Annotated in this window: 25 protein-coding genes; 13 read left to right on the top strand and 12 right to left on the bottom strand. The window is 61.1% G+C overall.

All coding sequences use genetic code 11. The features are described from left to right. Positions 1-130 precede the first annotated feature (130 nt). From EOW68_RS00210 to EOW68_RS00230, 5 genes are all read left to right on the top strand, one after another. Positions 131-1,477, top strand: coding sequence for an RNase J family beta-CASP ribonuclease (locus EOW68_RS00210; RefSeq protein ID WP_128223163.1), 1,347 nt, complete (start codon positions 131-133; stop codon positions 1,475-1,477). A 3-nt stretch (positions 1,478-1,480) separates the two neighbouring features. Next, positions 1,481-2,515: a geranylfarnesyl diphosphate synthase gene (idsA3, locus tag EOW68_RS00215; protein ID WP_128223164.1), complete on the top strand. Its 1,035-nt coding sequence runs from the start codon at positions 1,481-1,483 to the stop codon at positions 2,513-2,515. A gap of 132 nt (positions 2,516-2,647) precedes the next feature. Then, complete coding sequence (locus EOW68_RS00220; RefSeq protein WP_128223165.1) at positions 2,648-2,926, top strand: HalOD1 output domain-containing protein; 279 nt, start codon at positions 2,648-2,650, stop codon at positions 2,924-2,926. An 82-nt stretch (positions 2,927-3,008) separates the two neighbouring features. After that, a complete protein-coding gene (locus tag EOW68_RS00225; protein ID WP_128223166.1) occupies positions 3,009-3,740 on the top strand; it encodes a phosphoglycolate phosphatase in 732 nt (243 codons plus the stop codon). Positions 3,741-3,890: 150 nt separating this feature from the next. After that, positions 3,891-4,190: a HalOD1 output domain-containing protein gene (locus tag EOW68_RS00230; protein WP_128223167.1), complete on the top strand. Its 300-nt coding sequence runs from the start codon at positions 3,891-3,893 to the stop codon at positions 4,188-4,190. An 83-nt stretch (positions 4,191-4,273) separates the two neighbouring features. Here EOW68_RS00230 and EOW68_RS00235 read toward each other — a convergent pair whose 3' ends face one another. Beyond that, positions 4,274-5,035 (bottom strand): RNA methyltransferase, encoded by a 762-nt coding sequence (locus EOW68_RS00235; protein ID WP_128223168.1) that lies wholly within the window; start codon positions 5,033-5,035, stop codon positions 4,274-4,276. Positions 5,036-5,116: 81 nt separating this feature from the next. On the opposite strand from EOW68_RS00235, the gene EOW68_RS00240 reads away from it, so the two are divergent. The 3 genes from EOW68_RS00240 to EOW68_RS00245 all read left to right on the top strand — a co-directional run bounded on the left by EOW68_RS00240 (position 5,117) and on the right by EOW68_RS00245 (position 7,405). Further along, positions 5,117-6,301: a M24 family metallopeptidase gene (locus EOW68_RS00240; protein ID WP_128223169.1), complete on the top strand. Its 1,185-nt coding sequence runs from the start codon at positions 5,117-5,119 to the stop codon at positions 6,299-6,301. Positions 6,302-6,460: 159 nt separating this feature from the next. Then, entirely contained in the window at positions 6,461-6,607 is a 147-nt protein-coding gene (locus tag EOW68_RS18340) for a hypothetical protein (RefSeq protein ID WP_431358667.1), read from the top strand. Between the two features lie 90 nt (positions 6,608-6,697). After that, positions 6,698-7,405 carry a sensor domain-containing protein gene (locus EOW68_RS00245; RefSeq protein WP_128223170.1) on the top strand — a complete coding sequence of 236 codons (708 nt, stop codon included), beginning with the start codon at positions 6,698-6,700 and terminating at the stop codon, positions 7,403-7,405. Here the strand turns inward: EOW68_RS00245 and ygfZ are convergent, their stop codons facing one another. From ygfZ to EOW68_RS00260, 3 genes are read right to left on the bottom strand one after another with little or no spacing between them, the layout of a single operon-like run. After that, the gene (gene ygfZ / locus EOW68_RS00250) at positions 7,406-8,497 is read right to left on the bottom strand and encodes a CAF17-like 4Fe-4S cluster assembly/insertion protein YgfZ (protein ID WP_128223171.1); all 1,092 of its coding nucleotides are present in this window, start codon (positions 8,495-8,497) and stop codon (positions 7,406-7,408) included. A 59-nt stretch (positions 8,498-8,556) separates the two neighbouring features. After that, entirely contained in the window at positions 8,557-9,762 is a 1,206-nt protein-coding gene (locus tag EOW68_RS00255) for a SpaA isopeptide-forming pilin-related protein (protein WP_128223172.1), read from the bottom strand. Between the two features lie 41 nt (positions 9,763-9,803). Continuing rightward, entirely contained in the window at positions 9,804-10,772 is a 969-nt protein-coding gene (locus EOW68_RS00260; RefSeq protein ID WP_128223173.1) for a PfkB family carbohydrate kinase, read from the bottom strand. 154 nt (positions 10,773-10,926) lie between these two features. On the opposite strand from EOW68_RS00260, the gene tmcA reads away from it, so the two are divergent. Next, positions 10,927-13,149, top strand: coding sequence for a tRNA(Met) cytidine acetyltransferase TmcA (gene tmcA / locus EOW68_RS00265; RefSeq protein ID WP_128223174.1), 2,223 nt, complete (start codon positions 10,927-10,929; stop codon positions 13,147-13,149). A 63-nt stretch (positions 13,150-13,212) separates the two neighbouring features. Next, positions 13,213-13,596 (top strand): CBS domain-containing protein, encoded by a 384-nt coding sequence (locus tag EOW68_RS00270; protein ID WP_128223175.1) that lies wholly within the window; start codon positions 13,213-13,215, stop codon positions 13,594-13,596. 25 nt (positions 13,597-13,621) lie between these two features. Here EOW68_RS00270 and EOW68_RS00275 read toward each other — a convergent pair whose 3' ends face one another. From EOW68_RS00275 to EOW68_RS00305, 7 genes are all read right to left on the bottom strand, one after another. Then, the gene (locus EOW68_RS00275) at positions 13,622-14,329 is read right to left on the bottom strand and encodes a type 1 glutamine amidotransferase (protein WP_128223176.1); all 708 of its coding nucleotides are present in this window, start codon (positions 14,327-14,329) and stop codon (positions 13,622-13,624) included. 79 nt (positions 14,330-14,408) lie between these two features. Further along, positions 14,409-15,194, bottom strand: coding sequence for an alpha/beta fold hydrolase (locus tag EOW68_RS00280; RefSeq protein ID WP_128223177.1), 786 nt, complete (start codon positions 15,192-15,194; stop codon positions 14,409-14,411). Between the two features lie 18 nt (positions 15,195-15,212). After that, positions 15,213-16,754: an o-succinylbenzoate--CoA ligase gene (gene menE, locus EOW68_RS00285; RefSeq protein WP_128223178.1), complete on the bottom strand. Its 1,542-nt coding sequence runs from the start codon at positions 16,752-16,754 to the stop codon at positions 15,213-15,215. 1 nt (position 16,755) lies between these two features. Further along, positions 16,756-17,784: an o-succinylbenzoate synthase gene (menC, locus tag EOW68_RS00290; protein ID WP_128223179.1), complete on the bottom strand. Its 1,029-nt coding sequence runs from the start codon at positions 17,782-17,784 to the stop codon at positions 16,756-16,758. A 1-nt stretch (position 17,785) separates the two neighbouring features. Continuing rightward, the gene (locus EOW68_RS00295; protein WP_128223180.1) at positions 17,786-18,739 is read right to left on the bottom strand and encodes a 1,4-dihydroxy-2-naphthoate polyprenyltransferase; all 954 of its coding nucleotides are present in this window, start codon (positions 18,737-18,739) and stop codon (positions 17,786-17,788) included. A 41-nt stretch (positions 18,740-18,780) separates the two neighbouring features. Continuing rightward, complete coding sequence (locus tag EOW68_RS00300) at positions 18,781-19,674, bottom strand: 1,4-dihydroxy-2-naphthoyl-CoA synthase (protein ID WP_128223181.1); 894 nt, start codon at positions 19,672-19,674, stop codon at positions 18,781-18,783. 47 nt (positions 19,675-19,721) lie between these two features. Then, positions 19,722-21,284 carry an NAD(P)/FAD-dependent oxidoreductase gene (locus EOW68_RS00305; protein ID WP_128223182.1) on the bottom strand — a complete coding sequence of 521 codons (1,563 nt, stop codon included), beginning with the start codon at positions 21,282-21,284 and terminating at the stop codon, positions 19,722-19,724. 114 nt (positions 21,285-21,398) lie between these two features. Here EOW68_RS00305 and EOW68_RS00310 point away from each other — a divergent pair, with 114 nt between their 5' ends. The 3 genes from EOW68_RS00310 to EOW68_RS00320 all read left to right on the top strand — a co-directional run bounded on the left by EOW68_RS00310 (position 21,399) and on the right by EOW68_RS00320 (position 24,039). Further along, positions 21,399-22,394 carry a DUF4382 domain-containing protein gene (locus EOW68_RS00310; RefSeq protein WP_431358668.1) on the top strand — a complete coding sequence of 332 codons (996 nt, stop codon included), beginning with the start codon at positions 21,399-21,401 and terminating at the stop codon, positions 22,392-22,394. A gap of 128 nt (positions 22,395-22,522) precedes the next feature. Beyond that, positions 22,523-23,014 (top strand): metallophosphoesterase, encoded by a 492-nt coding sequence (locus EOW68_RS00315; protein ID WP_128223183.1) that lies wholly within the window; start codon positions 22,523-22,525, stop codon positions 23,012-23,014. A gap of 107 nt (positions 23,015-23,121) precedes the next feature. Beyond that, positions 23,122-24,039, top strand: a complete 918-nt coding sequence (locus tag EOW68_RS00320; protein ID WP_128223184.1) for a hypothetical protein — start codon at positions 23,122-23,124, stop codon at positions 24,037-24,039. On the opposite strand, the gene EOW68_RS00325 is transcribed toward EOW68_RS00320, so the two are convergent. Beyond that, positions 24,036-24,860 carry a hypothetical protein gene (locus EOW68_RS00325; protein ID WP_128223185.1) on the bottom strand — a complete coding sequence of 275 codons (825 nt, stop codon included), beginning with the start codon at positions 24,858-24,860 and terminating at the stop codon, positions 24,036-24,038. The two genes, EOW68_RS00320 and EOW68_RS00325, sit on opposite strands and share 4 nt — an antisense overlap. Positions 24,861-24,952: the final 92 nt, after the last annotated feature.

A 24,952-nucleotide genomic window follows, 5' to 3' on the forward strand; every position in this document is an offset into this window, starting at 1 on the left:
GCTGGGGCTGATGGCCCCGGCGTGAGACAGCGGCCGACCGACAGAGTCGGGACTCCAGGACAGCCGACTATCGGCTGTGTTCGTTGTCGCCGGTCACCCCGGGCGTGGCGACCGCCTCGGCGTGATTCCAATGGAAATCGAAATTGCAACGATTGGCGGCTACGAAGAGGTCGGGCGACAGATGACGGCTGTCCGTGCGGGCGACGACGTCGTCGTCTTCGACATGGGCCTGAACCTCTCGAAGGTACTGATTCACGACAACGTCGAAACGGAGCGGATGCACTCGCTTGATCTGATCGACATGGGCGCGATTCCGGACGACCGCATCATGTCCGATCTGGAAGGCGACGTCAAAGCGATCGTGCCGACACACGGCCACCTCGATCACATCGGGGCGATCTCGAAACTCGCACACCGCTACGACGCACCTGTCGTCGCCACGCCTTTCACGATCGAACTGGTCAAACAGCAGATCCAGGGCGAGGAGAAGTTCGGCGTCCAGAACGACCTGATCAAGATGAACCCCGGCGAGACGATGAGTATCGGTGACCGGAACGAACTCGAATTCGTCAACGTCACCCACTCGATCATCGACGCCATCAACCCGGTCCTTCACACCCCCGAGGGTGCGATCGTCTACGGGCTCGACAAACGGATGGACCACACACCGGTCATCGGCGATCCGATCGACATGGATCGGTTCCGAGAGATCGGCCGTGAGGACAACGGCGTTCTCTGTTATATCGAGGACTGTACCAACGCCAACAAGAAGGGCCGAACGCCCTCCGAGTCGGTCGCCCGACGCCACCTCAAAGACGTGATGCACAGTCTGGAAGATTACGATGGCGGGATCGTCGCGACGACGTTCTCCTCCCACATCGCGCGTGTGAAGAGTCTCGTCGAGTTCGCAGACGATATCGGTCGTCAGCCGGTCCTGCTCGGCCGGTCGATGGAGAAATACTCCGGTACGGCAGAGCGACTCGACTTCGTCGACTTCCCCGACGATCTGGGGATGTACGGCCACCGGAAGTCCGTCGACCGGACATTCAAACGGGTCATGAACGAGGGCAAGGAGAACTTCCTGCCGATCGTCACCGGCCACCAGGGTGAGCCACGCGCGATGCTCACACGGATGGGCCGTGGCGAGACACCGTTCGAACTCGACAACGGCGACAAAGTTCTGTTCTCGGCCCGCGTGATTCCGGAGCCGACCAACGAGGGACAGCGCTACCAGTCCGAGAAGCTCCTGGGCATGCAGGGTGCGCGAATCTACGACGACATCCACGTCTCCGGCCACCTGAACAAGGAGGGTCACTACGAGATGCTGGATGCGCTCCAGCCACAGAACGTCATCCCGGCTCACCAGGATATGAGCGGCTACGCCGACTACGTCAACCTGGCAGAAGACAACGGCTACAAGGTGGGTCGTGATCTCCACGTAACGCGTAACGGGAACCTAATCCAGCTGGTCGAGTAAACGATGACGCGCCAGCAGGCAGTCGAAGCCATAATCGAGAAACGTCGGAAGATGGTCAACAGCGCGATCGAGGAGGATCTCCCGATCGACGAGCCGAGACGGCTCTACGAGGCCTCACGCTACCTGCTCGAAGCCGGCGGGAAGCGACTCCGGCCGACGATTACACTCCTCGCAGCGGAGGCACTCGCTGACGTGGCGGTCGGTAGCGAGGAGTTTCGGGCGTTTCCAGCCGCTGATAGATCGCCAGTCGACATCATGGCGGCGGCAGTCAGCATCGAGATCATCCAGTCGTTTACGCTGATCCACGACGACATCATGGACGACGACGATATGCGTCGCGGCGTGCCTGCGGTCCACAGGGAGTACGATCTCTCGACGGCGATTCTCGCGGGGGACACGCTGTACTCGAAAGCCTTCGAGAACATGCTGGACACCGGCGCGCCGGCCGAACGCTCGGTTCGTGCGCTCTCGGAACTCGCGACCACCTGTACGGAGATCTGTGAAGGACAGTCGCTGGATATACAGTTCGAACAGCGACCGGCCATCACACCCGACGAGTATCTCGGGATGGTCGAACTCAAAACAGCCGTGCTGTACGCAGCGGCGGCCTCCATTCCGGCCGTCCTGCTCGGGCACGACGAGGCCGTCGAGCCACTCCACAGCTACGGACTCGATATCGGTCGCGCCTTCCAGATACAGGACGATCTCCTCGATCTGACGACACCGACCGAGAAACTCGGCAAGCAACGCGGCAGTGATCTCGTCGAGGGTAAACAGACGATCATCACCGTCCACGCTCGTGATCAGGGTGTCGATATCGAATCGCTCGTGGATACGAACTCGGTCGAGGCAGTCACCGAAGCGGAGATAGACGACGCCGTGGCCGAACTCGAACGTGCAGGGAGTATCGAGTACGCCCGCTCGACTGCCCGCGAACTGGTCGACAGTGGGAAATCCCACCTCGACGTGCTTCCGGAGAACGAGTCGCACGAGCTGCTCAACAACATCGCCGATTACCTGATCGAACGGGAGTACTGAGCGACGCTGCGTTTCGTGAGTCCAGATTCACGCTATCTGGTACCTACCGAGCAGTGCTGTTCTGCCGAACATGTAATCTGCTTAATTATTGTCTGACAAAATTTAATTACCAGTTGTGACAGTTTTTGTCACATGGCAGTTCAGAATGTCGAAACGAAGTGGCGAACGGATGGGAGCAACTCCTCGGCCGACCAGACGATCGCAGTGGCGGTGATAGAGGCAATCAGCGAGGTAACAGACGACTGCTCGCCCGAGGACGAAATCACACTGTACGATTACATCGATCCCGACGCTCTAGAGTCGATGCTGGCACATTCTGGGTCGAACGCAGCGACAAACTGGGAGATCCAGTTCGACATTGACGAGTACACTGTGACGATAACCAGTGACGGGCAAGTAGCAGTAACGTAATCGAATCTTCCTGGGCATTGGCTCATTTTCTGGCACGCTCGTAGAACGAAGACTCGAAGGCCCTACTCCGTCTATTGGCGGTATGGAGTTTGCAGACAGTCTCGAACTGGCGGCGTCGCTTCCGGACTCTCTTGGCCCGCTGGTTGCCGATATAGATGGGACGCTCACGAATGATACCCGCACGATCGATCCTCGCGTGTCTCCGATCATCAACTCCTGGCCCGCGCCAGTCGTGATCGCGACCGGCAAGGCGATGCCGTACCCGGTTGCACTCTGTGAGTTTCTCGGTATCGAGATCAACGTCATCGCCGAAAACGGCGGTGTTGCCCTCGCCGGTCGATCCGGTCGGATCCAGTTCGAGGGCGACAGAGCGGCCGCCGCAGCGGTCGCCGAAGAGTACGAACGCCAGGGGTACGACGTCGGCTGGGGAGCCGCAGATCTGGTCAACCGCTGGCGGGAGACGGAGATCGCGGTCAGCCGTGACTCACCGCTTGCACCACTCAGATCGATCGCAGCCGACCACGGCCTCGAAGTCGTCGACACCGGCTACGCCTATCACGTCAAATCGGCCGAACAGAGCAAGGGCCGGGCGCTATCGGTCCTCGCCGAGGAACTGGGATACGAACGGGATGCGTTTCTGGCTGTCGGAGACTCGGTCAACGATGTCGCCACGTTCGAGGTTGCAGGACTGTCAGTCGCCGTCGGAAACGCCGACGACGCTGCAACCGAGGCGGCCGACCACGTTACCGAGTCTGCGTTCGGAGATGGCTTTCTCGAAGCTGTCTTGTGGCTCTCCGAACAGGGAAACTCCTGAGCGAGATCGGCGTCTAAGCTCTGCTACACCCAGTATCCTCTCCGAACGGCACAGTATCAAAATATGAAATTTGACGGCAGGGTATAAAATAAAAGAACTGTATTTTTAACTATGGAAACGGATACCACTCTGTACCGAAGCTGCACGCCGGTGGTAGATACCTGGTACAAGAACGACGGGAGTCGGACCATACCCGAAGCGATCGTCGATGCAATCGCGGAAGCAGAGGGGAAAGAGGTGACCGATATTTCACCGCTGTACGAGAGTATCGATCTCGAAAGTCTCTCACGGCTGTTCGAGGGATACGACGGCACAGATCAGGATCCTCTGATCAGTTTCTCACACGAACACTGGAACGTCTTCGTTCGCGCCGATGGCCGTATCCGGGTCTGCGATGGCACACGAGCGACCGATCCCAAGCCCGTCTTCGAAGGCCGCCCAGTTCCGTAACGCTCGTACTGGTGGTTATACGAAACTGAAGAATTTCGCACACCCTGGGTGCGAATCGCTTTGGGAATGTATCGCCACCAGTATCACTCCCGGTCCGGGTGCCAGCTCTCGCTTCGCTCTGTGCCCGTCCGGAGCAATCCCTGCATCGTTCTCACCTCTCTGGGGGTCGGATCTGCACGTCCCAGCAGTCGCCGGAACAGCCGCCTGGCTTTGGGCTGTTTGTTCTCCGGGTGGTCGATGGCGTCCAGATACGCGGCGAACTGATCGTGGAGGCGCTCGATCTCCGGCTGCGGGGCACGTCTGTGAAGGTCCTCCGGGTGCTGGCTCTCCGAGAGTGCCAGGTCGCGGAGTTCGTACAGCACGATGGTCGCTGCCTGGCCGAGATTCAGCGAGGGGTATTCGGCACTCGCAGGGATGGAACAGATCGTGTCGATCCGTTCGAGTTCCTCGTTCGTGAGCCCGACGCGTTCCCGTCCGAAGACGATGGCAACCGTGCTATCGATGCCTTCGAGAGAATCAGCCAGTTCCCGCGGGGTCTTTGCTGGATATCGCATGTGATTCGCGGGGTCCTCGTTGGTCGTCGCCGTACAGCCGACCGTATAGTAGTTCTCGGTCAGATCCTCGAAGGAGATCTCGTCGGCGTTCGGGAGAATATCCTCGCGTGCCTGGCCGGCGAAACCGTAGGCCTCGCCGTCGGGATCGAGTGCCGGTGGATCGACGAGAAGCAGTTCCGAGAGCCCGTAGTTTTTCATCGCACGGGCGATGGTCCCGATATTCCCGGGGGTCTTCGCTCCCACGACCGCGACGGCGATCTCCGGTCCAGCTCTCTCCTCGGGCGAGGCCATTGTTGGACACGCTACGTCAGGTGGCACAATAAGTAGACGGAAGTCGGGACCATTGAAGTACGAGCCACCCATCGACAGTGTATGGAACCGGATCTCACCGAACTGGATGCACATCTCGACTCGGCCGGTGTCGATGGCTACCTCCTCGATGCCGACTCCGAGGACGCAGATCAGTACTATCTCTCCGGCTTCGACGCACCGGACCCATTCATCACACTCTATACGGGCTCTGTTCATCTCCTCTTTACACGGAGTCTGGAGTACGGACGGGCCAAAACAGAGGCACGGGCAGAGACAGTCGAGCGCGGCAGTGATTTCGACTACCAGCGAAAAGTGGAGGAGTACGGCATCGCCGAGGGCCGAAGCCGTGTCCTCGCTGCATTTCTCGAATCCCACGGTGTCGACTCCGTCTCGGCACCACCGCGGTTCCCGCTCCAGACCGCGGACGGCATCCGCGAACAGGGGATCGAGGTTACCGCAGACACCGACGCGACGATCACGGAGGTACGCGCGACGAAAACGGCGGAGGAGGTCGAACACATTCGCGAGGCACAGCGGGCCAACGAGGCTGCGATGGCACGCGCAGAGGAACTTATCGACACGGCAGATGCCGATACTGACGGGACACTCCACCACGACGGTGAGGTGTTGACCAGCGAGCGCGTCAAAGAGGAGATCGAGGTGACGCTGTTGCGCCACGGCTGTGCACTCGACGAGACGATCGTGGCCTGTGGCACGGACGCCGCGGAGCCACACGACCGCGGTAGCGGTCCCCTCACAGCCGGTGACCCGGTCATCGTCGATATCTTCCCGCGGAACAAATCGAGCCGGTACCACGCCGACATGACACGGACATTCTGTTACGGCGAACCGAGTGAGACGCTCGAAACGTGGTACGAACTGACAAACGAGGCCCGGCGAGCAGCCATCGAGGCCATCGAACCCGGTGTCGAGACGAACACTGTCCACGGTGCCGCCTGTGACGTCTACGAATCGGCCGGCCTCCCGACACTGCGCGAGAACCCGACGACCGAGACGGGATTTACACACAGCACTGGTCACGGGGTCGGACTGGACGTCCACGAGCACCCGAGTGTCGCAAACAGCGGGGAAACACTCGAACCCGGCCACGTCATCACCATCGAACCGGGGCTGTACGATCCGGACGTGGGTGGTGTCCGGATCGAGGATCTTGTCGTCGTCACCGAGAACGGCTACGAGAATCTGACCGACTACGAGACAGAACTGATCCTCGGCGACCTGTAACTCCCTCGCACTCCACTCGCCGGAGTATATCATTAACATTTATTAGGGATGGCCACAGAGAGAGTAGTACAATGATCGTGCTTGGGGTACGCGTACGCTGCCTGTCATAACTATTCTGGAAACGCGTCGCGCGCCAACTACCTTCGACACACCCCAATCATGAGCACACAACAGCCTTCGACCGCACAGACAATCCAGACAATCCCGACAACCGCCACGGAGGACGCGCCGTTGACCTTCGATCCGTTCAACACGAATCCGACGCCACAGATGTTTGCCGACAAGTGGCAGTCGACCGAAGAATAACCCTTCGAGTAGTTTCCTCGCAGTTCGGTACTGTTTCACCGTCCGAAACCCTCCCTGCAGATATACGGCTCTCCCGACAGACGAGAGGATATGAGCGAGCGCCACCAGACGGCGGCTGCCGACCGTTCGGTTCTCGGTCGGCTGTTCGGTGTCACCACCGACCGGGAGAGCTATCGATCACTCGCCTACCTGTTGCTTCGATTTCCAATCGGAGTCGCGTACTTCACGACGTTTGTCACAGGGCTCGTGCTCGGTCTCGCACTGATCCCACTCGGTGTCGGTGTGCCACTGCTCGTGATCGTCCTCGGTGTCGCCGATCACGCCGGCCTCGTCGAAGCAGGGTTGCTCCGTCGCGTCCTCGGTCGAGACGTGAGCTGGGAACCGATCGATCCGAACCAACTCCCGGTCTGGCAGTATCTCAAAACGGTCGCCACCGACGGACGGAGTTACTTGCTTTTCGTCTACTGTCTGGCGACGTTCTGGATCGGAATCATCTCGTTCACACTGCTCGTAACCTGGTTCAGCTTCTCGGTTGTCTACCTCGTTGCCCCGCTTGTCTTCTGGCTACCGGGTGTCTCCTATCGTCCTCAGGCAGGCACAGAACAACTCGTCGAGATCGGGCCAACGACGATCACGACGAGTAATCCGGTGTTCGACCTTTTCACGATCACGACCCTCCCGGAGGCACTGCTCGGATCGGTGATCGGCGTGATCGGTTGTATCGCTGGCCTGCACGCGTTCAGCGGCGTTGGCCAGGTACTGGCCAGCCTGACAGAACAGTTGCTCACACGGCGGTAGTCAGTATGTCGGGAGCCGGGCCGATTCGTCCGATCCATCGACGAAGGGGAGGTCGACACCCTCTGCTGGACGTTCGTCACCGTCGATCCGGATCGTGAGTTCGGCGTCGTCGAGTGCTGTGGCAACACCTTGATCGAGCAACGCGAGTCCGATCGGTTTTTCGAGTGTCGGGCTCTCGACGCCACGCGTCACCTCCCCGGCAGTTTCGTCACCGTCGAACACCGTCGCGCCGGCGTCGGGCACCGCGTCGGTAGTCAGGCCGACGAGCCGCTTGGTCGCGCGGCCACGGTTTTCGACCCGTGAGACGACCTCCTGGCCGACGAAACAGCCCTTCTCGAAATCGACCGCGTTTCGCAAGCCGAGATTGTTCGGCACCTCGTCGTCCAGTTCGGTCTCGAAAAGCGGTGTGCCGGCTTCGAGTGTCAGCGTCTCCCAGGTCCGGTAGCCGAAGGGTGCTGCGTTCAGGCCACGGTTTGCGAGCGTATCGAAAACGTCCTCGGCCTCGGAGACAGAACAGATTATCTCGTACCCCTCCTCGCCAGTCAGTCCGTCCGTTCGGATGACGGTGACACCTGCATCACCCATCCCACCGCGCACGAAGGAGAGATGCTGTTCGGGTGTCTGTTCGACGAAAACGCTCGCGATCTTTTCGGTCGCCTTCGCGCCGTGGACACCGAAAATAGCGAACTCGTCGGTCGCGTTCTCGATCTCGACATCCTGGATGAACGTCTTGCCACGCCACTCTTCTGCGAGTTCCTCGCCGTTGCCCGGCGGGACGAACACGAGCAACCGCTCCCCGGCGTTGTAGACGTACATATCGGTCCGGATGCGGCCCTGTGGATCGAGCAAGAGCGCGTAGACGCCAGTCTGGTCTTCGCTCGGCACACGGTTCGAGAGGGCGTTGTCGACGTAGTCGATGCGGTCGTCTCCCGTCACCACGAGTACGTCGTAGGCCATCTCGATAACGCCGGTGACATTGCGAACGGCTCGATGTGTTCGCTCCGGTCGGCCGTAATCTCTGACGACCTGTCGACCGCCGCGCGTCTCGTAGGTCGCGTCGTGGCGGTCGTGTACGTCTACGAGTCCAGTCATTGGACTCAGTTGCGTGTCAGGAAATGTAAGTCCCCCGAAGATCGGATCGGGTGAGGTGTTCAGGACGTTTGTCGCCGTGACAGTGCGATCGTCAGCCCTGCGATCACCAGGACAGCAACAGCAATCCCGAATCCGGTTCCGACGCTATCCGTGCTACCGTCTTCTGTCTCGTTGTCTGCTGTTTGCTCGACTCCCTCGATGCTGATCGAATCTTCCAGCCCACGGTACTCCACGCTGATGGTGTTCTCGCCAGCGTCAGAGACGGTGAACGTCGCACTACCCTGCGAATTCGTCTGGGCAACACCCTCCCCGTTGAGAGAGACAGACGCCTCCGGGACAGGATCACCGTACGCGTTCGTAATCGTCACCTGTGTTTGCTGTCCGGCAACAACAGCCGTCTGGAGTGGCTCGATACTGATCTCCGGCGTCCGACGGATCGTCAATTCGAAGCCTGCTGGCTGTTCACCGACCTGTAGCTCCCTCGTCTTCTCGGTGTAGCCTTCTTTGGCGACCGTGATATCGTAGTTGTCGTTGACTGCCAGACGAGTTACCTGCGTCCCGTCGCTCGTCGTCGTTCCGGCGGAGGAGCCATCGACTGTGATCGCCGCTCCCTCGACAGGGGAGTCGAGATAGTTGTCTGTGATGTTGAACTCGATTTCGACGTTCCTGCTCTCTATTTCGATCTGCTCGGTTACGTCGTTCCCGTCGAGGTCGAGCGTCGTCTCGTTGATCAGATAACCCGGCCTGTTCGTCTCGACAGTGTACTCCCGTTGCTCGATCTCTGCAATTTCGGCGACACCGTTTCCATCGGTTTCGATGGTGGCAACCTCCGCGCCGTCGTCGTGTTTCCCCACGTTCGTGTGTGTGAGTGTGAGTTGGACATCTTCGACCGGTTCGCCGTTCTCCTCGTCGACGACCGTTATCTCTGCAGCCCCCGGTTCTAACATCTCGATACTGACTGTGTTGTCCGGATCGTCGACCGTTTTCGGAATATTCTGGACGTACTCGGGATGTTCGACCGAGACCTCGATATCGGCATCAGTCGGGACGTCGATGAGTGCGTTTCCGTTCGACCGTGTCGTGGCAGTCCCGTCCCCGTCCCCCCAGGACGCCGTTACCTCGGCATCCGAAATCGGGTTTCCGTCCCCGTCGGTGACACTCACTGTCATGGTCGTCTGTTGCTGTGCAGAGACAGTGCCCACTGCCCCAATGGTCAGACCAACAACCAGTACAACCACCACTACTGTCGCTCCCAGTCGCTTCATACGAAATGAATCGGAGGGGAGGATTATATGCGTACCGGCGCTCACTGCGAGTTCTCGACGACCCGCTCGGCGAGGGGTTCGATCTCCCCCGCAGTCGTGGTCAGGAAAGGGCCTGGAACCGTCCGGACGACCGTCGATGCTGCGACTGCATAGGTCAGCGCCCTGGCTGTATCCGAGCCCTTGATCAGTTGCTGCAAGAAGGCACCCACGAAGGCACCGGTCTTGCCTGTCGGATCGACATCGCTGCTCTCGATCGGATCCCGCTCGTGGATGATGTTCGTCCCCGGCGTATCCCGAAGTGCAACAGCGCCACCGCTGGATCGCAAAATTACCATAATCTCCAGTTCGTAGTCGGATGCAATCGTGTTTGCAAGCTCCCGGGGCCCTCCGTTCCGGTCGAGTGCCTCGCGTGCATTTTCCTCGCGGGCGAACAGGACGTCGATATCGTCGGCGAGCGTTTCGAGTACACCGCTGTAGGTCTCCGGCGGGGCGAGGCCAGCACTGTAATCGAGCGAGACGGCAGTCAACGCTCCACTGCCGCCGGCTGCCCGGAGTAGGGCACCGGTGGTTTTCGCTGCCTGTTCGGAGAGGACGGCAGTCCCCAGCCCGGCAAAGATCGTTTCGGTGTTCTGGACCGCCTCCATCGGAAAGTCGGCTGGTTTGGCCGTGGCAGCGGCCGTATGTCCCCGGTCGTGCCAGTACTGGCTCTCTCTGGGGTCTGCACCGGATTCCCGGAACAACAGTCCCTGTCGGAGTTCGCCGTCGTCACTCCAGGCAATATGTGTCTCGATACCCTGTTCTTCGAGTTGGGTTTCGACACGGCGGCCCAGCGGCGTCTCCGGTAGTTTCGAGAGCCAGATCGGTTCGGCACCGAGTTCGTGGGCTGCGATCGCCGCGTTGCTCGCCGTCCCGTCGGCATAGATCGTCGTCTCGCGCGCCATCTCCAGGCGCTGGTTCCCCGGCGGTGAGAATCGAAGCGGTGTCTCCCCGAACGTAATTAACTCTGCCATACCAGGCACATGCACACTGGGGGTCTTAAGTCAACTGCCCAGTTACAGATTCTGCAACTGCTCGGAGAACCACAAGAAAGTGTCCGCATCGCTCAGTATCAGACAGACGCCCCGAGACCACAGTCTACATGCCACCGCCACCCCGAACGCAGATATGGACGCGATCAGCCGACTCCTCGCCGAGGCACGTTCGACCAACGAGCGACGGCTGGTCGTCCTCACGGGTCCAGCCGAGACAACGCGGCGACGAATCGAGGACCTGCTCTCTGCGACCGATATCGATCCGGGAGCGACCAGCTACGTCGGACCGGAAGACGCCTTTCACTGTGAATCGCTTTCTCACCACGAGGCCGACCGCTTACTTGGGACGTCCAGAGAGGCCGTCGTCTACGACTGTCACGAGCGGTGTGAACCGACGTCGCTCGGACAGATTGTCGGGACTGTCGTCGGTGGCGGGCTGGTCGTCCTGCTGACACCACCGCTCTCTGCATGGCCCGACAGCCGTGACGAGTTCGACCGATCGCTCGCTGTGCCGCCGTTCGATCTCTCTGAAGTGGGAACTGCGTTCAGACGCCGACTGATCGAAACACTCCGGACACATCGAGGGATCGCGGTTATCGACGCCGAAACCGGCACTGTCGAACAGGATGGGCGCTGTCATCCTGCCCCGCGGCTCCCGAAACAGCCACCAACCGCACCAGCAGACCATCGCTTTCCAGACGCAGCCTACGACGCCTGCAAGACCGGGGATCAGGTCGAAGCCGTCCGAGCCTTCGAGAGACTCCGGGACGTCGACGAGGCGGTCGTCGTCGAGGCCGACAGAGGTCGCGGCAAGTCGAGTGCTGCCGGGCTCGCTGCGGCCTCACTCGCCAGTGCTGGGCAGGATGTCCTCGTCACTGCGCCGTCTTCAGGGAGCATCGCGGCACTGTTCGACCGGGCGTCGGAGTTACTCGAAGCGATTGAGACCCCATTCGAGCAGCGCGATGATCGCACGGTCGAGACCGAACGCGGCCGGATTCGCTACGAAGCCCCGACGGAAGCTGCGACCCTTCCCGACGACCCCGACACCGTCTTCGTCGACGAGGCAGCCGCGATTCCGGTTCGACTGCTCGGCGACCTGCTCGCTGCCCGATCGATCGCATTCACCACCACAGTGCGGGGCTACGAGGGGACAGGCCGCGGTTTTTCGGTCAGATTCCGGGGAGCGCTGGCGGAGAGTCGGTTCACAGTCACGGAGCTGTCTCTCTCCGAGCCGATCCGGTACGCCGCCGGTGATCCGGTCGAGGTGTGGCTCTTTCGCGCGCTCGCGCTCGATGCGAGCCCGCCGGTCGACGCAGTCGTCGAAGACGCGGCGCCGGACACTGTCGAGTATCGCCAGATGTCGAGTGCCGAACTGCTGGCCGACCCACACCTCCTCCGCGAGCTGTTCGGGCTGCTCGTGACCGCTCACTACCGGACGGAACCGAACGATCTGGCACGCCTGCTCGACGCACCGAACGTCTCTATCCACGCACTCACGAGTGACGACCACGTCGTCGCCGTTGCGCTGCTCGCTCGCGAGGGGTCGCTCCCGGAGACGCTTCGAACTGCGATCTACGAGGGCCAGCGAGTCCAGGGTAACCTGATCCCGGACGTGCTGACGAGCCAGCTACGCGACGAGAACGCGGGCAAACCGGACGGCTGTCGTGTCATGCGGATTGCAACGCACCCCGCTCGCAGATCCCAAGGGCTGGGTTCACACCTGCTCGACCGGATCGGCGCGGATGCCAAAGAGCAGGGCGTCGACTGGCTGGGGGTTGCCTACGGCGTCACGCCGGAACTCGTCGAGTTCTGGATGCAGAACGGCTACCGGACGGTCCACCTCTCCACGACGCGCAACGACCGCTCGGGTGAGCACTCGGTCGTCATGCTGCGACCACTGTCAGACCAGGGAAAACAGCTCCACCATCGCCACACGGAATGGTTCCTTCGTCGGACGCCAGAGACACTCCGTGAATCGCTCTCGACGGTCGAGCCGGCGGTCGTCCGGGCGGCCTGTCGATCGACGAGCGGTGACCCGGCGCTCGATCTCACGAAGTGGGAGTGGCGACACGCCGCCGGTCTCCCACACGGGAAGGCGATATTCGAGACAGCACCACGGGCTGTTCGCAAACTCTGTTTCAGATATCTTGTCGACGACGCAGATCTACTCTCCCCCGAACAGGAGCGACTGTTGATCCGGAAAGCTCTGCAGGGACAACCCTGGGCGACTGTCACCGAGATGGAAGGGTTTCAGACGGAGTCGATCTGCAAGCGAACGCTCGGCTCTGCCGTCGAACCGCTCGTCGAACAGTACGGGACAGCTGCTGCAGTTGCCGAACTCGAACGGTACCGGTAGTCTCAGTCGTTTTGTGTCACTGCAACCGGTATTTTCTCAATCACTCCCTGCGAAGTGTCAGTAATGACGACAACTGTCTCCGAAATCATGACCACACCCGTCCTGACTGTCGACCCCGAGAGGAGCCTCGACGAGATTGCGGACGCGATGCTCGATCAGGGGATCAAATCGATCGCAGTCATCGACGACGACTGTACTCCCGTCGGGATTCTTACCTCGACCGATTTCATCGAGGTCGTCTCGGCAGACCAGTCCGGCGCCGAACTGACTGTTAGCGAGTACATGACAACAGAGATCGTCACTGCGCCGGCGGAGATCTCGGTCACCCAGGCCGCCGCGGAGATGGTCGAACACAAAATCTCCCATCTCCCGGTCATCGAAGATGGCACTGTGGTCGGCATAGTCACGTCGACCGATATCGCGAGGCACGTCGGAACCGAAAAGTAGTGTTCTCGCCGCAGACTTCCGAGGTTCAGGCAGTCGTGGCGATCTGTTCTGCCTCTACGCGATCCCGAACGATCCCGGTGAAGTTCTCGAATACTGTCTTCGCCTCACAGGCTGCCGCGTAGTTTTCCTCGTCGATGCCGTCGAGTACTGCTTCGAGTCGCTCGTCCGAGAGTTCGTCTTTTCCCTTCGTGACCGATTCGGCCGTCGCCTCGTCGTACTCGGGGTGAAACTGGACGCCGAAGACGTTGCCCTTCCGGAAGCCGTGAACGCCGTACTCGTTTTCAGCGATGCGCTCTGCCCCCGGCGGCAGCGAACCCACTCGATCGGAGTGTGTCGTAAAGACGGTAAACTCCGGATGGATCCCATCGAAAAGCGGGGAGCTGTCGTCGTGTCGCACCTCCCGGTAGCCGATCTCGTACTCGCCCATGTCCTCGACGGAGCCGCCGAGTACGTTCGCGAGTAGCTGGTGGCCGAAACAGACCCCGAGAAACGGCATTCCGGTCTCGATTGCATCCCCGATCCACCGCTTGAGATCCTGGATCCAGGGCTCGTCCCAGTAGACCGAGGCCCGGGAGCCAGTGACGATACAGCCGTCGTACTCGAAGGTCTCCGGTAGCTCCCGCTCGGTGACGTGAAACTCGACGAGATCCGCGTCGACCTCCCGCCGGAAGTTCCGTCGGGTATCCGCACCATCGTGGGCAGCGTTCAGCAACGCAATGCGAAGTCGGCTCATTACACACGGAAACGTGCTCGTCGGATAAAAGACCCCCTCAACTGGTGATTTCTGCCGTCCTTTGCGACACGCCTGAGAACTATTTCTCGCGGCTGTGCGCTGTCAGAAATCCGTCGATCCGGTCGGTGACGGCACGCGAGTGTTCGATGTGACAGAGCCGTTTGCCCGCCACTGGCTCGAACGTGCCGCGGGGTAGATCCGCCGCAAGCTCTCGTCCGACGTCGATTTCGACCACCGGATCGTCGAGGCCGTGACAGACGAGCGTCGGGAGTGTCTGTTCGTACAGTGGCCCTGCCTCGAAGTCACACATAGCTGCTACCTGGGCCTCGAAGCCGGACTTTTCTGCATCCTCCTCTCTGCGCCACTCACAGATCCGATCGATCGTCTCCGACTGATCGGAGCGAAACTCCGCCGAGAAGGCACCGTTCAGGGACTCTTTGAGTTCGTCCATCGACGGATCTGGCGGGTGAAGTGCCTGGAGTGTATCCCGGTCGACGAGGTCACCGCGCGGTGCTGTCCTGAACAGTGTGAGCGTTCTGGCCCGGCCGTACTCCCGTGCGTACCGGAGTGCGATCATCCCACCGAGTCCTGCTCCGATAACGTGGGCGCTTCGGACCTCGGTAGCGGCAAGAACGGCCTCCAGGTCGGTTGCGAGCGTCTCGATATTGTAGGGTCCGTCTGGTGTGTCAGACTGGCCCGTTCCGGGGAGATCCCAGACAATCGCTCTGTAGGGGCCCGCGAGGCCGTCGTACTGCCAGGCCCACTGCCAGGCACCGTAGCCCACGTCGGGGACGAAGACCACGGGCTCGCCGGATCCGGCGGTGTCGTAGTGGAGGGTGACGCCATCCGAACGTGTCGTTGGCACGGCTATCTCTTCGACTGGCTACGAGAAATCGGTACCGGAAACGCCTCGCCCCCTCGATTCGAGGAGTTTGCGAACACGGTCCCGGTCGACAGTCCCGGAGTGGGTTCGCGGGATCTCTGTGGTGACGGCGATCGTTTTCGGGCGCTTGTAGCCAGCGAGATTCGCCCGGCAGTACTCGATTGCCTGTTCTCGGATCGCTGCAGCATCGAACGCTTCTTGGGCAACCGCGACCACCGCACCGACCCGCTGGCCCCACTCGGGATCGTCGAGTCCCAGGACTGCTGCATCCGTGACGCCGGGTGCCTCCTGCAACGACTCGGCGACGTCAGTCGGCGAAACGAGTTCGCCGCCGGTGATGATCGTCTCGTCGCGGCGGCCGAGTACCCACAGCCGCCCGTCCTCGTCTCTGTAGCCGATATCGCCAGTGTGTAACCCCCACTCGCTGAACGCGTCTGCAGTGTTCGAGGCGTCCAGATAGCCCGGGCTGACTGTCGGGCCGTCGACGACGATTTCGCCGCGCTCCCCGGGATCGAGGAGCTGACCGTCTTCGACGATCCGAACCGTCGTCCCGAGCAGTGGCTGCCCCACAGTGTCGGGAAACTCCGCCGTCTCGGCTGGCAGTGCCGTCGTGGCCTGTGAGGCGGTTTCGGTCAGCCCGTAGGTCGGATACACCGGGAGACCGGCCTCCCGGGCGCGGTCGAGCAGTCGACCCGGAGCGGGTGCACCGCCCAGTAGAATCGTCCGGAGCCGGTCCGGATCGATACCCTCGTCGAGCAACCGTGTGAGCTGTGTCGGAACCAGCGAGACGCCGGTAACGCCGTCGGATTCGAGAACCTGTGCGGTTTGGGAGGCATCGAACTCCTGTTGCACGAGGAGTTCGGTTCCGTAGAGAACCGACCGGATCGCCGGTGCGAGACCACCCATGTGGTACATCGGCAGACAGCACAGCCAGCGATCGTCAGGATTCACACCCAGCCGGAGCGCAGATGCGAACGCACTCGAAGTGAGATTTCCACCAGTCAACTGTACAGCTTTCGGGTCACCAGTGGTCCCGGAGGTAAAGAGGATCAGACAGGTGTCCTCGAAGCTGGGAGGTGCTGGATCGAACGGCTCCGATTCGCTGAAAAGTGGTGCCGTCCCCTCGACGGTGGGCTCGTCGACCGAGAACAACGGCGTGGTCTCAGTATCGATCACGTCGGCTGCGAGTTGCTCTGTCTCCCGTTCACAGAGACAGATATCCGGTTCGACCCGGTCGATCTGTGTGGAAAGCGAACCGGTAGCGAGTGCAGTGTTCAGCGGGACGACCTCCCAGCCCAGCCGCACTGTCGCGTAGAATCCGACGACGAACTCGGGCGATGGCGACAGTGCAATCCCGAGTCGAGTCGGCCCAGACTGGTCACTGTCCCGGGCGTTCAGTGCCCGCGCGGTTTCTGTGACTGCCTCGTCCAGTTGGCGGTACGTGTAGGACTCCCCGGTCTCTGCCGAACGGAGGGCAGTCCGCTGTGGCGTCGCCTCGGTTCTGGTTGCGAGCAGATCGAACCGCTGGAGCGGCCCCGACATCTCAGATCGGGCTGTCGACGATACCGAGGCCGTCTTCCTGTGGGACCCTGATCTGGCCGTCCTGGACCGGGGCCGGATCGCGCGCCAGATCGGTCGCGAGCCGTCCCCCTGTGGCGAGTCCGCAGGGCCGGATGTCCGGGATCGCAGCAGCGGCGTGGACTGCACCGACACGGGCGACGACGGCGTCGATCGTCGTCGAGATCACCGGGACGATTCCTGCCTCCCGGCAGCGCTTTGCTGCCGCGACAGTTCGATCGGGCCCGCCGAGCACCATCGGTTTGAGAATCAGCACGTCGGCTGCGTCCGACTCGATGATATCCACGACATCGTGTGCAGCCAGGGACTCGTCGAGTGCGATATCGACGCCACGTCCCCGTAGTCCCGCGTGTTCGCTCAGATCGGCCGTCGGGAGTGGCTGTTCGATGTAGGAGACGTCCAGGGCTGCGAGCCGATCGATCGCCTGGATCGCCTGCTCGCGGGTCCAGGCCCCGTTCGCGTCGGCACGGAGTTCGATCTCGTCGCCGACTGCGTTCCTGACGGCACGGACCCGTTCGACATCCTCTTCGATCCCGTTCGTCCCGATCTTGAGTTTGATCGAACGGTATCCCTGTTCGACCGACTGGGCTGCCCGCTGTGCGAGTGCCGCGGGTTCGTTGGCCCCGAGTGTAACGTTGACCGGCACCTGTTCGACACTGCCCGACCCGCCGAGTGATCTGTACAGCGGTTGACTCTCCTCTTTCGCACGCCCGTCAGCGAGCGCGAGTGAGAGTCCGTGGCGCGCTGCTGGGGCTTCCAGTTTCGCGAGCGCGATCCCCCAGTCGAGTTCCTTCGCGATCTCCTCGCCGCGGATCAGTGCGTCCTGGCACTCCTCGTAGGACTCCGTCCAGCCAACCAGTGGCGTGGCCTCGCCGATCCCATCGAGTTCGTCAGTTTGGACCCGGATCAGAAATCCCTCTCGGGCGTCTATCGTCCCGCGTGCTGTCTCCAGTGGCGAGTCGAGCTGTACGGTAAACGGCTGTGTTTCGAGCATCTCAGATCACCTCCGGGACCAGAAGTCCCACTGCGAACAGGATCGCGTACAGCGCGAGCAACTGACCCGTCTGCTCCAGTGCGGGATTGAGGCTTTCTCCGTCGGTCTGTTCGAGGACGATAGTTGCGATCCTGGCTGCCAGCGGAGCCGAGAGCAGGGGAAGGAGTACCGCGATGTGGTAGCCGAAACCCAGCCACAGCAGGGCCGGGACGGCGTAGGCAGCAGCCAGGAGGCCACCGAACTCGACCCGGGAGAATCTGTAGCCAAACTTGACCGCGAGTGTGCGTTTGTCTGCCTCGCGATCGGTTTCCAGATCACGGATGTTGTTGATCACGAGGACACAGGTTGCGAGCGCGCCGGCGGCGACACCGCCCAGTGCTGTGGCGGCGGTCACCGTTCCTGCAGGGAGCCCCAGCGGGAACACACCCGCCCCGGTAGTCGTCACTGCCTGCACGTAGTAGGTGCCGGTGACGGCGACCAGTCCGAAGTAGACGAATACGAACAGATCACCCAGTCCGTAGTAACCGTAGGGGTAGGGGCCACCCGTGTACAGAATGCCGGCGAGGATACTGGAGAGACCCACAGCGAGAATCGGCAGGCCGCCGATACCCACGAGGTAGAGCCCGACGACAACCGCCAGTCCATACGAGCCGATCATCGCCAGTTTCACCCGCTCAGGTTCGATCAGGCCACCAGCAGTGACCCGCGTGAACCCCTCGCGGTCGTCCGTATCGGCCCCGTTGACCGCGTCGTAGTAATCGTTCGCGAAGTTGGTGCCAATCTGGATGAGCAAAGCACCGACGAGTGCTGCGACTGCAGGCAAGGGTGCAAATACGCCGTCCGCGACTGCCAGTGCGACGCCGATCAGGACCGGCGCGCCACCGGCTGGCAACGTCTGTGGCCGTGCAGCCATCAGCCAGGCCTGCCGCCGTGAGACGTCAGCAGTCGCTGTCATTACACAATAGTACGGACGGGAGGTTCAAAGATGGCTCGCTTCTAGTAGTGCCACGGGAACTGTCGGAACTCCGGCTCGCGGTTTTCGTTGAACGCATCCCGCCCCTCCTGGGCCTCCTCGGTCATGTAGCCGAGTCGTGTCGCCTCGCCTGCGAACACCTGCTGGCCGACCATCCCATCGTCGGTCATATTGAAGGCGTACTTCAGCATCCGGATCGCCATCGGAGATTTGCGGGTTATCTCGTCGGCCCACTCCAGAGCGGTCGCTTCGAGTTCTTCGTGAGGTGTCACTTCGTTGACCATGCCCATCTCGGCGGCCGCTTCGGCGTCGTAATCCCGACCCAGGAAGAAAATCTCGCGGGCTTTCTTCTGGCCGACCTGTTTCGCGAGGTAGGCCGATCCGAAGCCGGCGTCGTAGGATGCCACGTCGGCGTCGGTCTGTTTGAAGATCGCGTTCTCGCTGGCGATCGTGAGATCACAGACGACGTGCAGCGAGTGGCCACCGCCGACTGCCCAGCCCGGTGCGACACAGATGACGGGTTTGGGCATGAATCGGATGAGTCGCTGGACTTCGAGGATGTGGAGTCGACCGAGTCCCTCCTGTGCGGCGGGTTCCGCGTCGTCGTCCTGGTACTCGTAGCCCGATTCGCCGCGGATCTGCTGGTCGCCGCCAGAACAAAAGGCCCAGCCGCCGTCTTTCTCGGATGGCCCGTTGCCGGTCAGCAGAACACAGCCGACGGTCGCCTGTCGGCGGGCGTGATCCAGCGCCGTGTACAGCTCGTCGACTGTCTCCGGCCGGAAGGCGTTCCTGACCTCGGGTCTGTCGAATGCGATCCGGACTGCCGGGACGTCTGTTCCTCTGTGATAGGTGATGTCGGTAAAATCGAATCCGTCGATCCGTTCCCAGTGGTCGTCGTCGAAGAGTTCCGATACCATACTCGTTCTGGGGTCGGACTGTGCAAAACCGTTTTTGTGTTACCTGGCTACTGGTCTGCTCGAGGATCGTCCGTACCGTCTGCTTCAGCGTCCCCGTCATCGTCGCTTCGATCCTCACTCTCGTCCTCGATGGTGATCTCGACTGACTCTCCATCCGTGGTTTCCGTGGGTCCAGCAGTGTCGAACAGGAATCGCTGAAGTCTGTTCATCGCACTGCCGGGGTAATCGGGATCACCCTCCTGTGTCACCCGGGTGACGTCGATCGTCCGGTCCTCGCCGAGCACGTCTGAAACCCCCTGGAGAAAGCGAACGAAGGGCTCGCCGAGTTCACTCGGACGGCCGGGATCGTTCCCCAGAACCCCCCTGTTGTCGAGATACTCGGTGATCCCGAGGCTGTCAGTTGTGGGCCAGCCCAGTTCCTCGGCGACGAGCTGTGAGGCCTTCGAGATCGCCCCCACAGAGCCGAGATGACCCGCACCGATTCCTGCTTTGGTCGCTTTCGCTGGCTCGCCGCTGAACACCACTGGGCCGACTTTCGCGACGGCCCCATTGCCGACGCTGACGACCCAGCCTGGCGAACTGTAGCTGTACTGGGTCAGCGACGTCTCGGCGGACTCGTCGGGTTCAGCAGCCTCCGACTGGCTGTCTTCGCCATCTTGGCCGGTCACAGGAATCGTGACTGTCCCACTCTCTGTCCCTGTTTCGCCGACCAGCTTCAGGATGTTTTCTGCGGCCACACCACCTTCCCGGATGGCTGTCTGTGCACTTGCTGGAACGACTCGGTCAGCCTCGTCGGTCACATTTGCAGCGTCACCGACGACGAACGTACTGTCGCTGACGCGCAGATCACCTGCGGTCGCGAGCCGGTCACCGCCCAGTGATGCGGGGCCACGAATCCCACCGGTCCAGACGAACACTTCGGCGGACAACGACCGGCCGTCTTCGAGGTGGACGACCGATTCGTCGGCCGACTCGATCGCGACACCGGTTTCGACCGTCACGTCCCGGACTTCGAGTTCCCGGCGAATCGCCCCGGCGAACGTCGCATCGAATCCGGGTGCGACCTGGTCGGCCATCTCGACGATCGTCACGTCGAGATCCAGTTCCTCCTCCGTGGCCAGTTCGGCGAGTTCACCGGCGGTCTGGATACCGGACAGACCGGCCCCGCCGACGACGGCATCGCCGCCACTGGCTGCCAGCGCATCCGCACGGATCTCGCGTGCGTGCTCGATTCGCTTGAGTGGCGTGGCGTATTGTTCCACGTCAGTGAGTCCGTAGAACTCGGTTTCCGCACCGAGACAGACCGCAGCGTAATCGTATTCGAGGGTCTCCGTCTCACCGTCGTCTTCGAGTGTCGCGACACCTGCCTCGGTATCGATATCTGTCACTGTCGCCTGCTCGATCCTCGCAGACGTGAGGATATCGTCGAGTGGGACGGAGATCACGTCAGAGAGCTCTGGATACCGGACGAGCCGGTGGAGTTCGTGCTGGACGACGTGGTCTGATGATTCGTCGACGACGACCAGTTCGACGTCGTCTGGCAGTGTGCGTTCGAGCCGGCAGGCGACTGTCAGTCCGGCGTAGCCAGCGCCGAGTACGGCAACACGCATACAGCCATATTGGCGTGGACAGGCAAATGCGCTCCGACTACGACAGCATCGACACCGGTTGCGTCAGGCAGATCGGCCAGCATCCTTTTACATGCAGTCGGCTACAAAACAGACGTGACTGATATACAACCGTCAGATACGTCGCACTCAAAGATCGAAGACAGCGACGGTACACTACAACGGCGGAAATTTCTCGCAGCGAGTTGTGGGGCCGGTGTCACGATGTTCGCTGGCTGTGCATCTGAGAGTGGGACAGATGACGACTCGCCCGACGGTTCTTCAGACGGTACAGGTTCGGAGGACGGCTCGGATGAAACCGAAACAGACAGTGGAAGCTTCCGGCTGCTCGTCAGCGATATGCCGGCCGACATCGGGGATTTCGACCGCCTCGACGTCAGTTTCGACCGGGCCCGGATTTTCGATGGCGGCGGGGATTCGGAAGACGGAGAGACGGACTCGGACGATGATGCCGGGGAAACGAACGAGACCGAACAAAATGCAACGGCTGCCGCCCAGGAAACAGATGATGGCGAGCAGGGCGACGGCGTGCAGGACGACAGTGAGACGGAGGAACGTAGTGCCGAGAACTCCTCCGAGGAGGACCCGTCAGATGATGAATCGGACGAAGATTCGGACGGTGGAGCGGGCCGGGGTGGCTTCTACACTCTCGATCTGGACGGTGCAACCGTCGATCTCACACAGGTCGTCGACGACCGTGCGATCTCCGTTTTCGACGGGGAGCTGTCGGAGGGGCGCTACACCAAGATCGAACTCTACGTCGCCGATATCGAGGGCGTCGTCGACGGCGAGGTTGCAGAGGTGAAGGTGCCGAGTGGAAAACTACAGATTACACAGAGTTTCGACGTTGTCGCTGGTGAGGCAGTCGAGTTCGTGTTCGACATCAACGTCGTCAAGCGCGGCCAGAAGCTGCGATACAATCTGACCCCCGTCATCTCCAAAAGCGGGGTTCGCGGGGAGGATGTCGAGGTCGAAGAGGTGGCTGACGAAGGCGACGAGGAGGAAACTGGTGACGCGACGGATACTGATGGAAACCAGACGGGAGAAGATGGCAGTGGGGATCGGCAAAACAACGAGAGCAGCGAGCAGTAGGCGATCTAGGTTCTGTAATATCCTGAGCGAGGGGGATGCTGATCGACAGCGTTCCGGCGGGTTTACGAACACAAAGCAATTTTCCGTCCGGCAAAGTTTGATACGCCATCCGGCTGAATGATTATAGTATGCTAATTGGAGTCGTCTCTGATACGCACGACAATCGAGATGTCATCACTGCTGCTGTCGACCTCTTCGACGGAGAGGTTGACTCAGTCATCCACTGTGGCGATATCGTCGCGCCCTTCTCTGTCACACCGTTCGATGGTGATTTCGACTTCTACGCAGTCCGCGGGAACAACGACGGCGAGTGGGCCCTGCAGGATGCCGTGCGGAATGTCGGCGCGTACCTCGGTGAGATGGGTGAGCTCTCCCTTGGCGGCAAACGAGTGGCGATCTATCACGGGACAAGTTCGCCGATTGTCGACGCACTTGTCGAATGTGGCAACTACGATTACGTCTTTCACGGCCACACACACACCAGAGCCCACGAAGAGCAGGACGGCACTGTTCGGATCAATCCGGGCGGGATCCCGACCGATTCGGAATCCACCGAGCAACCTGCAGGGGTAATCCTCGACACCGAAACTGGCGAGGTCGAATTCCACGACCTTCGGTAATCGCGTCTTCCCTCGCCCGTCGGAACCCAGCGAGATAGCGCGGATGTGTTCTCCGCAGACAGACACTACGTGCCTTCTTTACAATCCAGCCCCTAGATCCCGGTAGAATGGCCCCACCCTCCGAATCCGAGCAGTTCGAGGCCATCCAGGAGGCCCAGCAACTCTCCGATCTCTCCGAGACGTTCGGAATCGGGTCGATTCACGAGATCTATTTTTCAGCGAAAGAGATCTGGCAGTCGGTACTCCGGGAACGACAGCGAAATCGGACAGACGCATCCGGGCTGGCAGGGACAACTGTCGACATCGACGGCCAGACATTTCACGTCCACGGCATCACACACGTCGGGACCGAGCCAGAGGCGGAGTATCTCCGGGAGTACGTGACCGAGTATCTCCGCAGCAACGGGTCTGTCTACTGTGAACAGGGGATCCGTTCGATGTACTTCGAGGACTTTCCCGAGGTCTGTGAGATGGACGACTACCTCTGGGCGATGGATCGATGCGAGGGGGTCGAAACCGCCTCGCACGTGGACCGTCGAAGCAGTTCCGAACCGGTGTTCGAGGAAACCGCGCCTGTCACAGGCGAGTTCCGGGACGCGACCTTCTCGCTTATCGATTCGGGCAGTACGATGTACGGTGAGAAGTTCGAACAGACACTGGGTGATATCGCAGCGAGTTTTCTGACCGATCACGCTGATATCGGGGTCGGCAAAAGCTACGAGGCCTTTCAGCTCCGGGCCGAGGCGAGCCGGAATCCAGAACGACTCGTCGACCTGCAGGAGTACTACGAGCGAACCTTCCTCCCGCAACCACTCGAACGCGAGTGGCTCCGGTATCACGATCCGGAACTCGAACTCATGTCACACGCACGCAACGAACGGATGGCGGAGTATGCAATGTATCACAACCAGAACGCCGAAAATGTCCACCTCGTCGTCGGTGCTGCACACCAGCCCGGCGTCGTCTACTATCTCGAACAGTACAGGGACGGTCGGGAGCTCCCGGCCGAGTTCGAACTGTACTAGCTGGTCGGTGCACTACCGGACAGAGTAGCCAGACTGGCCACACCGAGGTGTACCAGTCCGACAGGAAGTGCACCGACAGCGACGCCTGCCACAGTGTTCCCCGAGGCGAACGGGCCGGTCGATCCTGCCAGCCCCAGCGCGATCGCTGTCCCTGCGAGGATGCCGACGAACAGAATATACCCGACAACGGTACCGAGAAACCCCAGGAGCGGCCGAGTCCCGTCTGTGACCCAGACTGCGCCGATGGCTGCGAGCAGTGGCCCACCCAGATAGACTGCGCCAACAAGTAGCTCCGGGCCTGCCGAGGCGGGGGTCACGGAGAAGAGTTCCAGAGTCGCCACGAGACTCCCGTATCCCACACCGACGAGCACGTAGAGCCCCAGAATCGTCGTCACTTGCTGAACAGCTGCCCCCTCGAAGACGCTGTCAGTCGGTGCGTCGAGAACGGGTCCGTCCTCGATACTGAACTCGTCGATGAAGGCGTCGTCTATCGTCGCTGGGTCAATAAACTCGATTCCCTCCTCCTGACTGATCTGTCTGGCATCGTCGTCGAGACCGGCGCGACACGTCGCCATCATCTGATCGACGTCGTTTTCCTCGGCGGCATTTCGCAGAAACTCCAGCTGCTCGCCTGTGAGATTCGTCTCCTCGTCGATGGCCACGATAGTCAGCATCCGGTCGTAGTACGTATCGCTCTCCCGCGTTCCTGTGACGACGTAGGCACTCTCGGCCAGTTGACTGGTCGAGGTGTTCCACCCCTTTGTCTGTAGAAAGCGGACGACTCGCTCGAAATACTCCTGTGGTTCCATCTGTTCCCCCATACTGCGCTCAGTCGCGTAGCTAGTGGATTAGTTGCGGATTACATCAGTATTGTGATACTCTATATTCACTACCAATCACCACGATCATACGC

The sequence above is a fragment of the Halovenus amylolytica genome, from assembly GCA_004015825.1.
GTDB classification, from domain to species: Archaea; Halobacteriota; Halobacteria; order Halobacteriales; family Haloarculaceae; genus Halovenus; species Halovenus amylolytica.

Bases quoted from the DNA above. Each gene is read 5' to 3' on its own strand.
- EOW68_RS00260 (WP_128223173.1), bottom strand. From the start codon at position 10,772: ATGGCAGAGTTAATTACGTTCGGGGAGACACCGCTTCGATTCTCACCG.
- EOW68_RS00275 (WP_128223176.1), bottom strand. From the start codon at position 14,329: ATGAGCCGACTTCGCATTGCGTTGCTGAACGCTGCCCACGATGGTGCG.
- EOW68_RS00255 (WP_128223172.1), bottom strand. From the start codon at position 9,762: ATGAAGCGACTGGGAGCGACAGTAGTGGTGGTTGTACTGGTTGTTGGT.
- EOW68_RS00270 (WP_128223175.1), top strand. From the start codon at position 13,213: ATGACGACAACTGTCTCCGAAATCATGACCACACCCGTCCTGACTGTC.
- EOW68_RS00320 (WP_128223184.1), top strand. From the start codon at position 23,122: ATGGCCCCACCCTCCGAATCCGAGCAGTTCGAGGCCATCCAGGAGGCC.
- EOW68_RS00315 (WP_128223183.1), top strand. From the start codon at position 22,523: ATGCTAATTGGAGTCGTCTCTGATACGCACGACAATCGAGATGTCATC.
- menC (WP_128223179.1), bottom strand. From the start codon at position 17,784: ATGCTCGAAACACAGCCGTTTACCGTACAGCTCGACTCGCCACTGGAG.
- EOW68_RS00220 (WP_128223165.1), top strand. From the start codon at position 2,648: ATGGCAGTTCAGAATGTCGAAACGAAGTGGCGAACGGATGGGAGCAAC.
- EOW68_RS00245 (WP_128223170.1), top strand. From the start codon at position 6,698: ATGAGCGAGCGCCACCAGACGGCGGCTGCCGACCGTTCGGTTCTCGGT.
- EOW68_RS18340 (WP_431358667.1), top strand. From the start codon at position 6,461: ATGAGCACACAACAGCCTTCGACCGCACAGACAATCCAGACAATCCCG.
- tmcA (WP_128223174.1), top strand. From the start codon at position 10,927: ATGGACGCGATCAGCCGACTCCTCGCCGAGGCACGTTCGACCAACGAG.
- idsA3 (WP_128223164.1), top strand. From the start codon at position 1,481: ATGACGCGCCAGCAGGCAGTCGAAGCCATAATCGAGAAACGTCGGAAG.
- EOW68_RS00295 (WP_128223180.1), bottom strand. From the start codon at position 18,739: ATGACAGCGACTGCTGACGTCTCACGGCGGCAGGCCTGGCTGATGGCT.
- EOW68_RS00325 (WP_128223185.1), bottom strand. From the start codon at position 24,860: ATGGGGGAACAGATGGAACCACAGGAGTATTTCGAGCGAGTCGTCCGC.
- menE (WP_128223178.1), bottom strand. From the start codon at position 16,754: ATGTCGGGGCCGCTCCAGCGGTTCGATCTGCTCGCAACCAGAACCGAG.
- EOW68_RS00305 (WP_128223182.1), bottom strand. From the start codon at position 21,284: ATGCGTGTTGCCGTACTCGGCGCTGGCTACGCCGGACTGACAGTCGCC.
- EOW68_RS00240 (WP_128223169.1), top strand. From the start codon at position 5,117: ATGGAACCGGATCTCACCGAACTGGATGCACATCTCGACTCGGCCGGT.
- EOW68_RS00300 (WP_128223181.1), bottom strand. From the start codon at position 19,674: ATGGTATCGGAACTCTTCGACGACGACCACTGGGAACGGATCGACGGA.
- EOW68_RS00210 (WP_128223163.1), top strand. From the start codon at position 131: ATGGAAATCGAAATTGCAACGATTGGCGGCTACGAAGAGGTCGGGCGA.
- EOW68_RS00235 (WP_128223168.1), bottom strand. From the start codon at position 5,035: ATGGCCTCGCCCGAGGAGAGAGCTGGACCGGAGATCGCCGTCGCGGTC.
- EOW68_RS00225 (WP_128223166.1), top strand. From the start codon at position 3,009: ATGGAGTTTGCAGACAGTCTCGAACTGGCGGCGTCGCTTCCGGACTCT.
- ygfZ (WP_128223171.1), bottom strand. From the start codon at position 8,497: ATGACTGGACTCGTAGACGTACACGACCGCCACGACGCGACCTACGAG.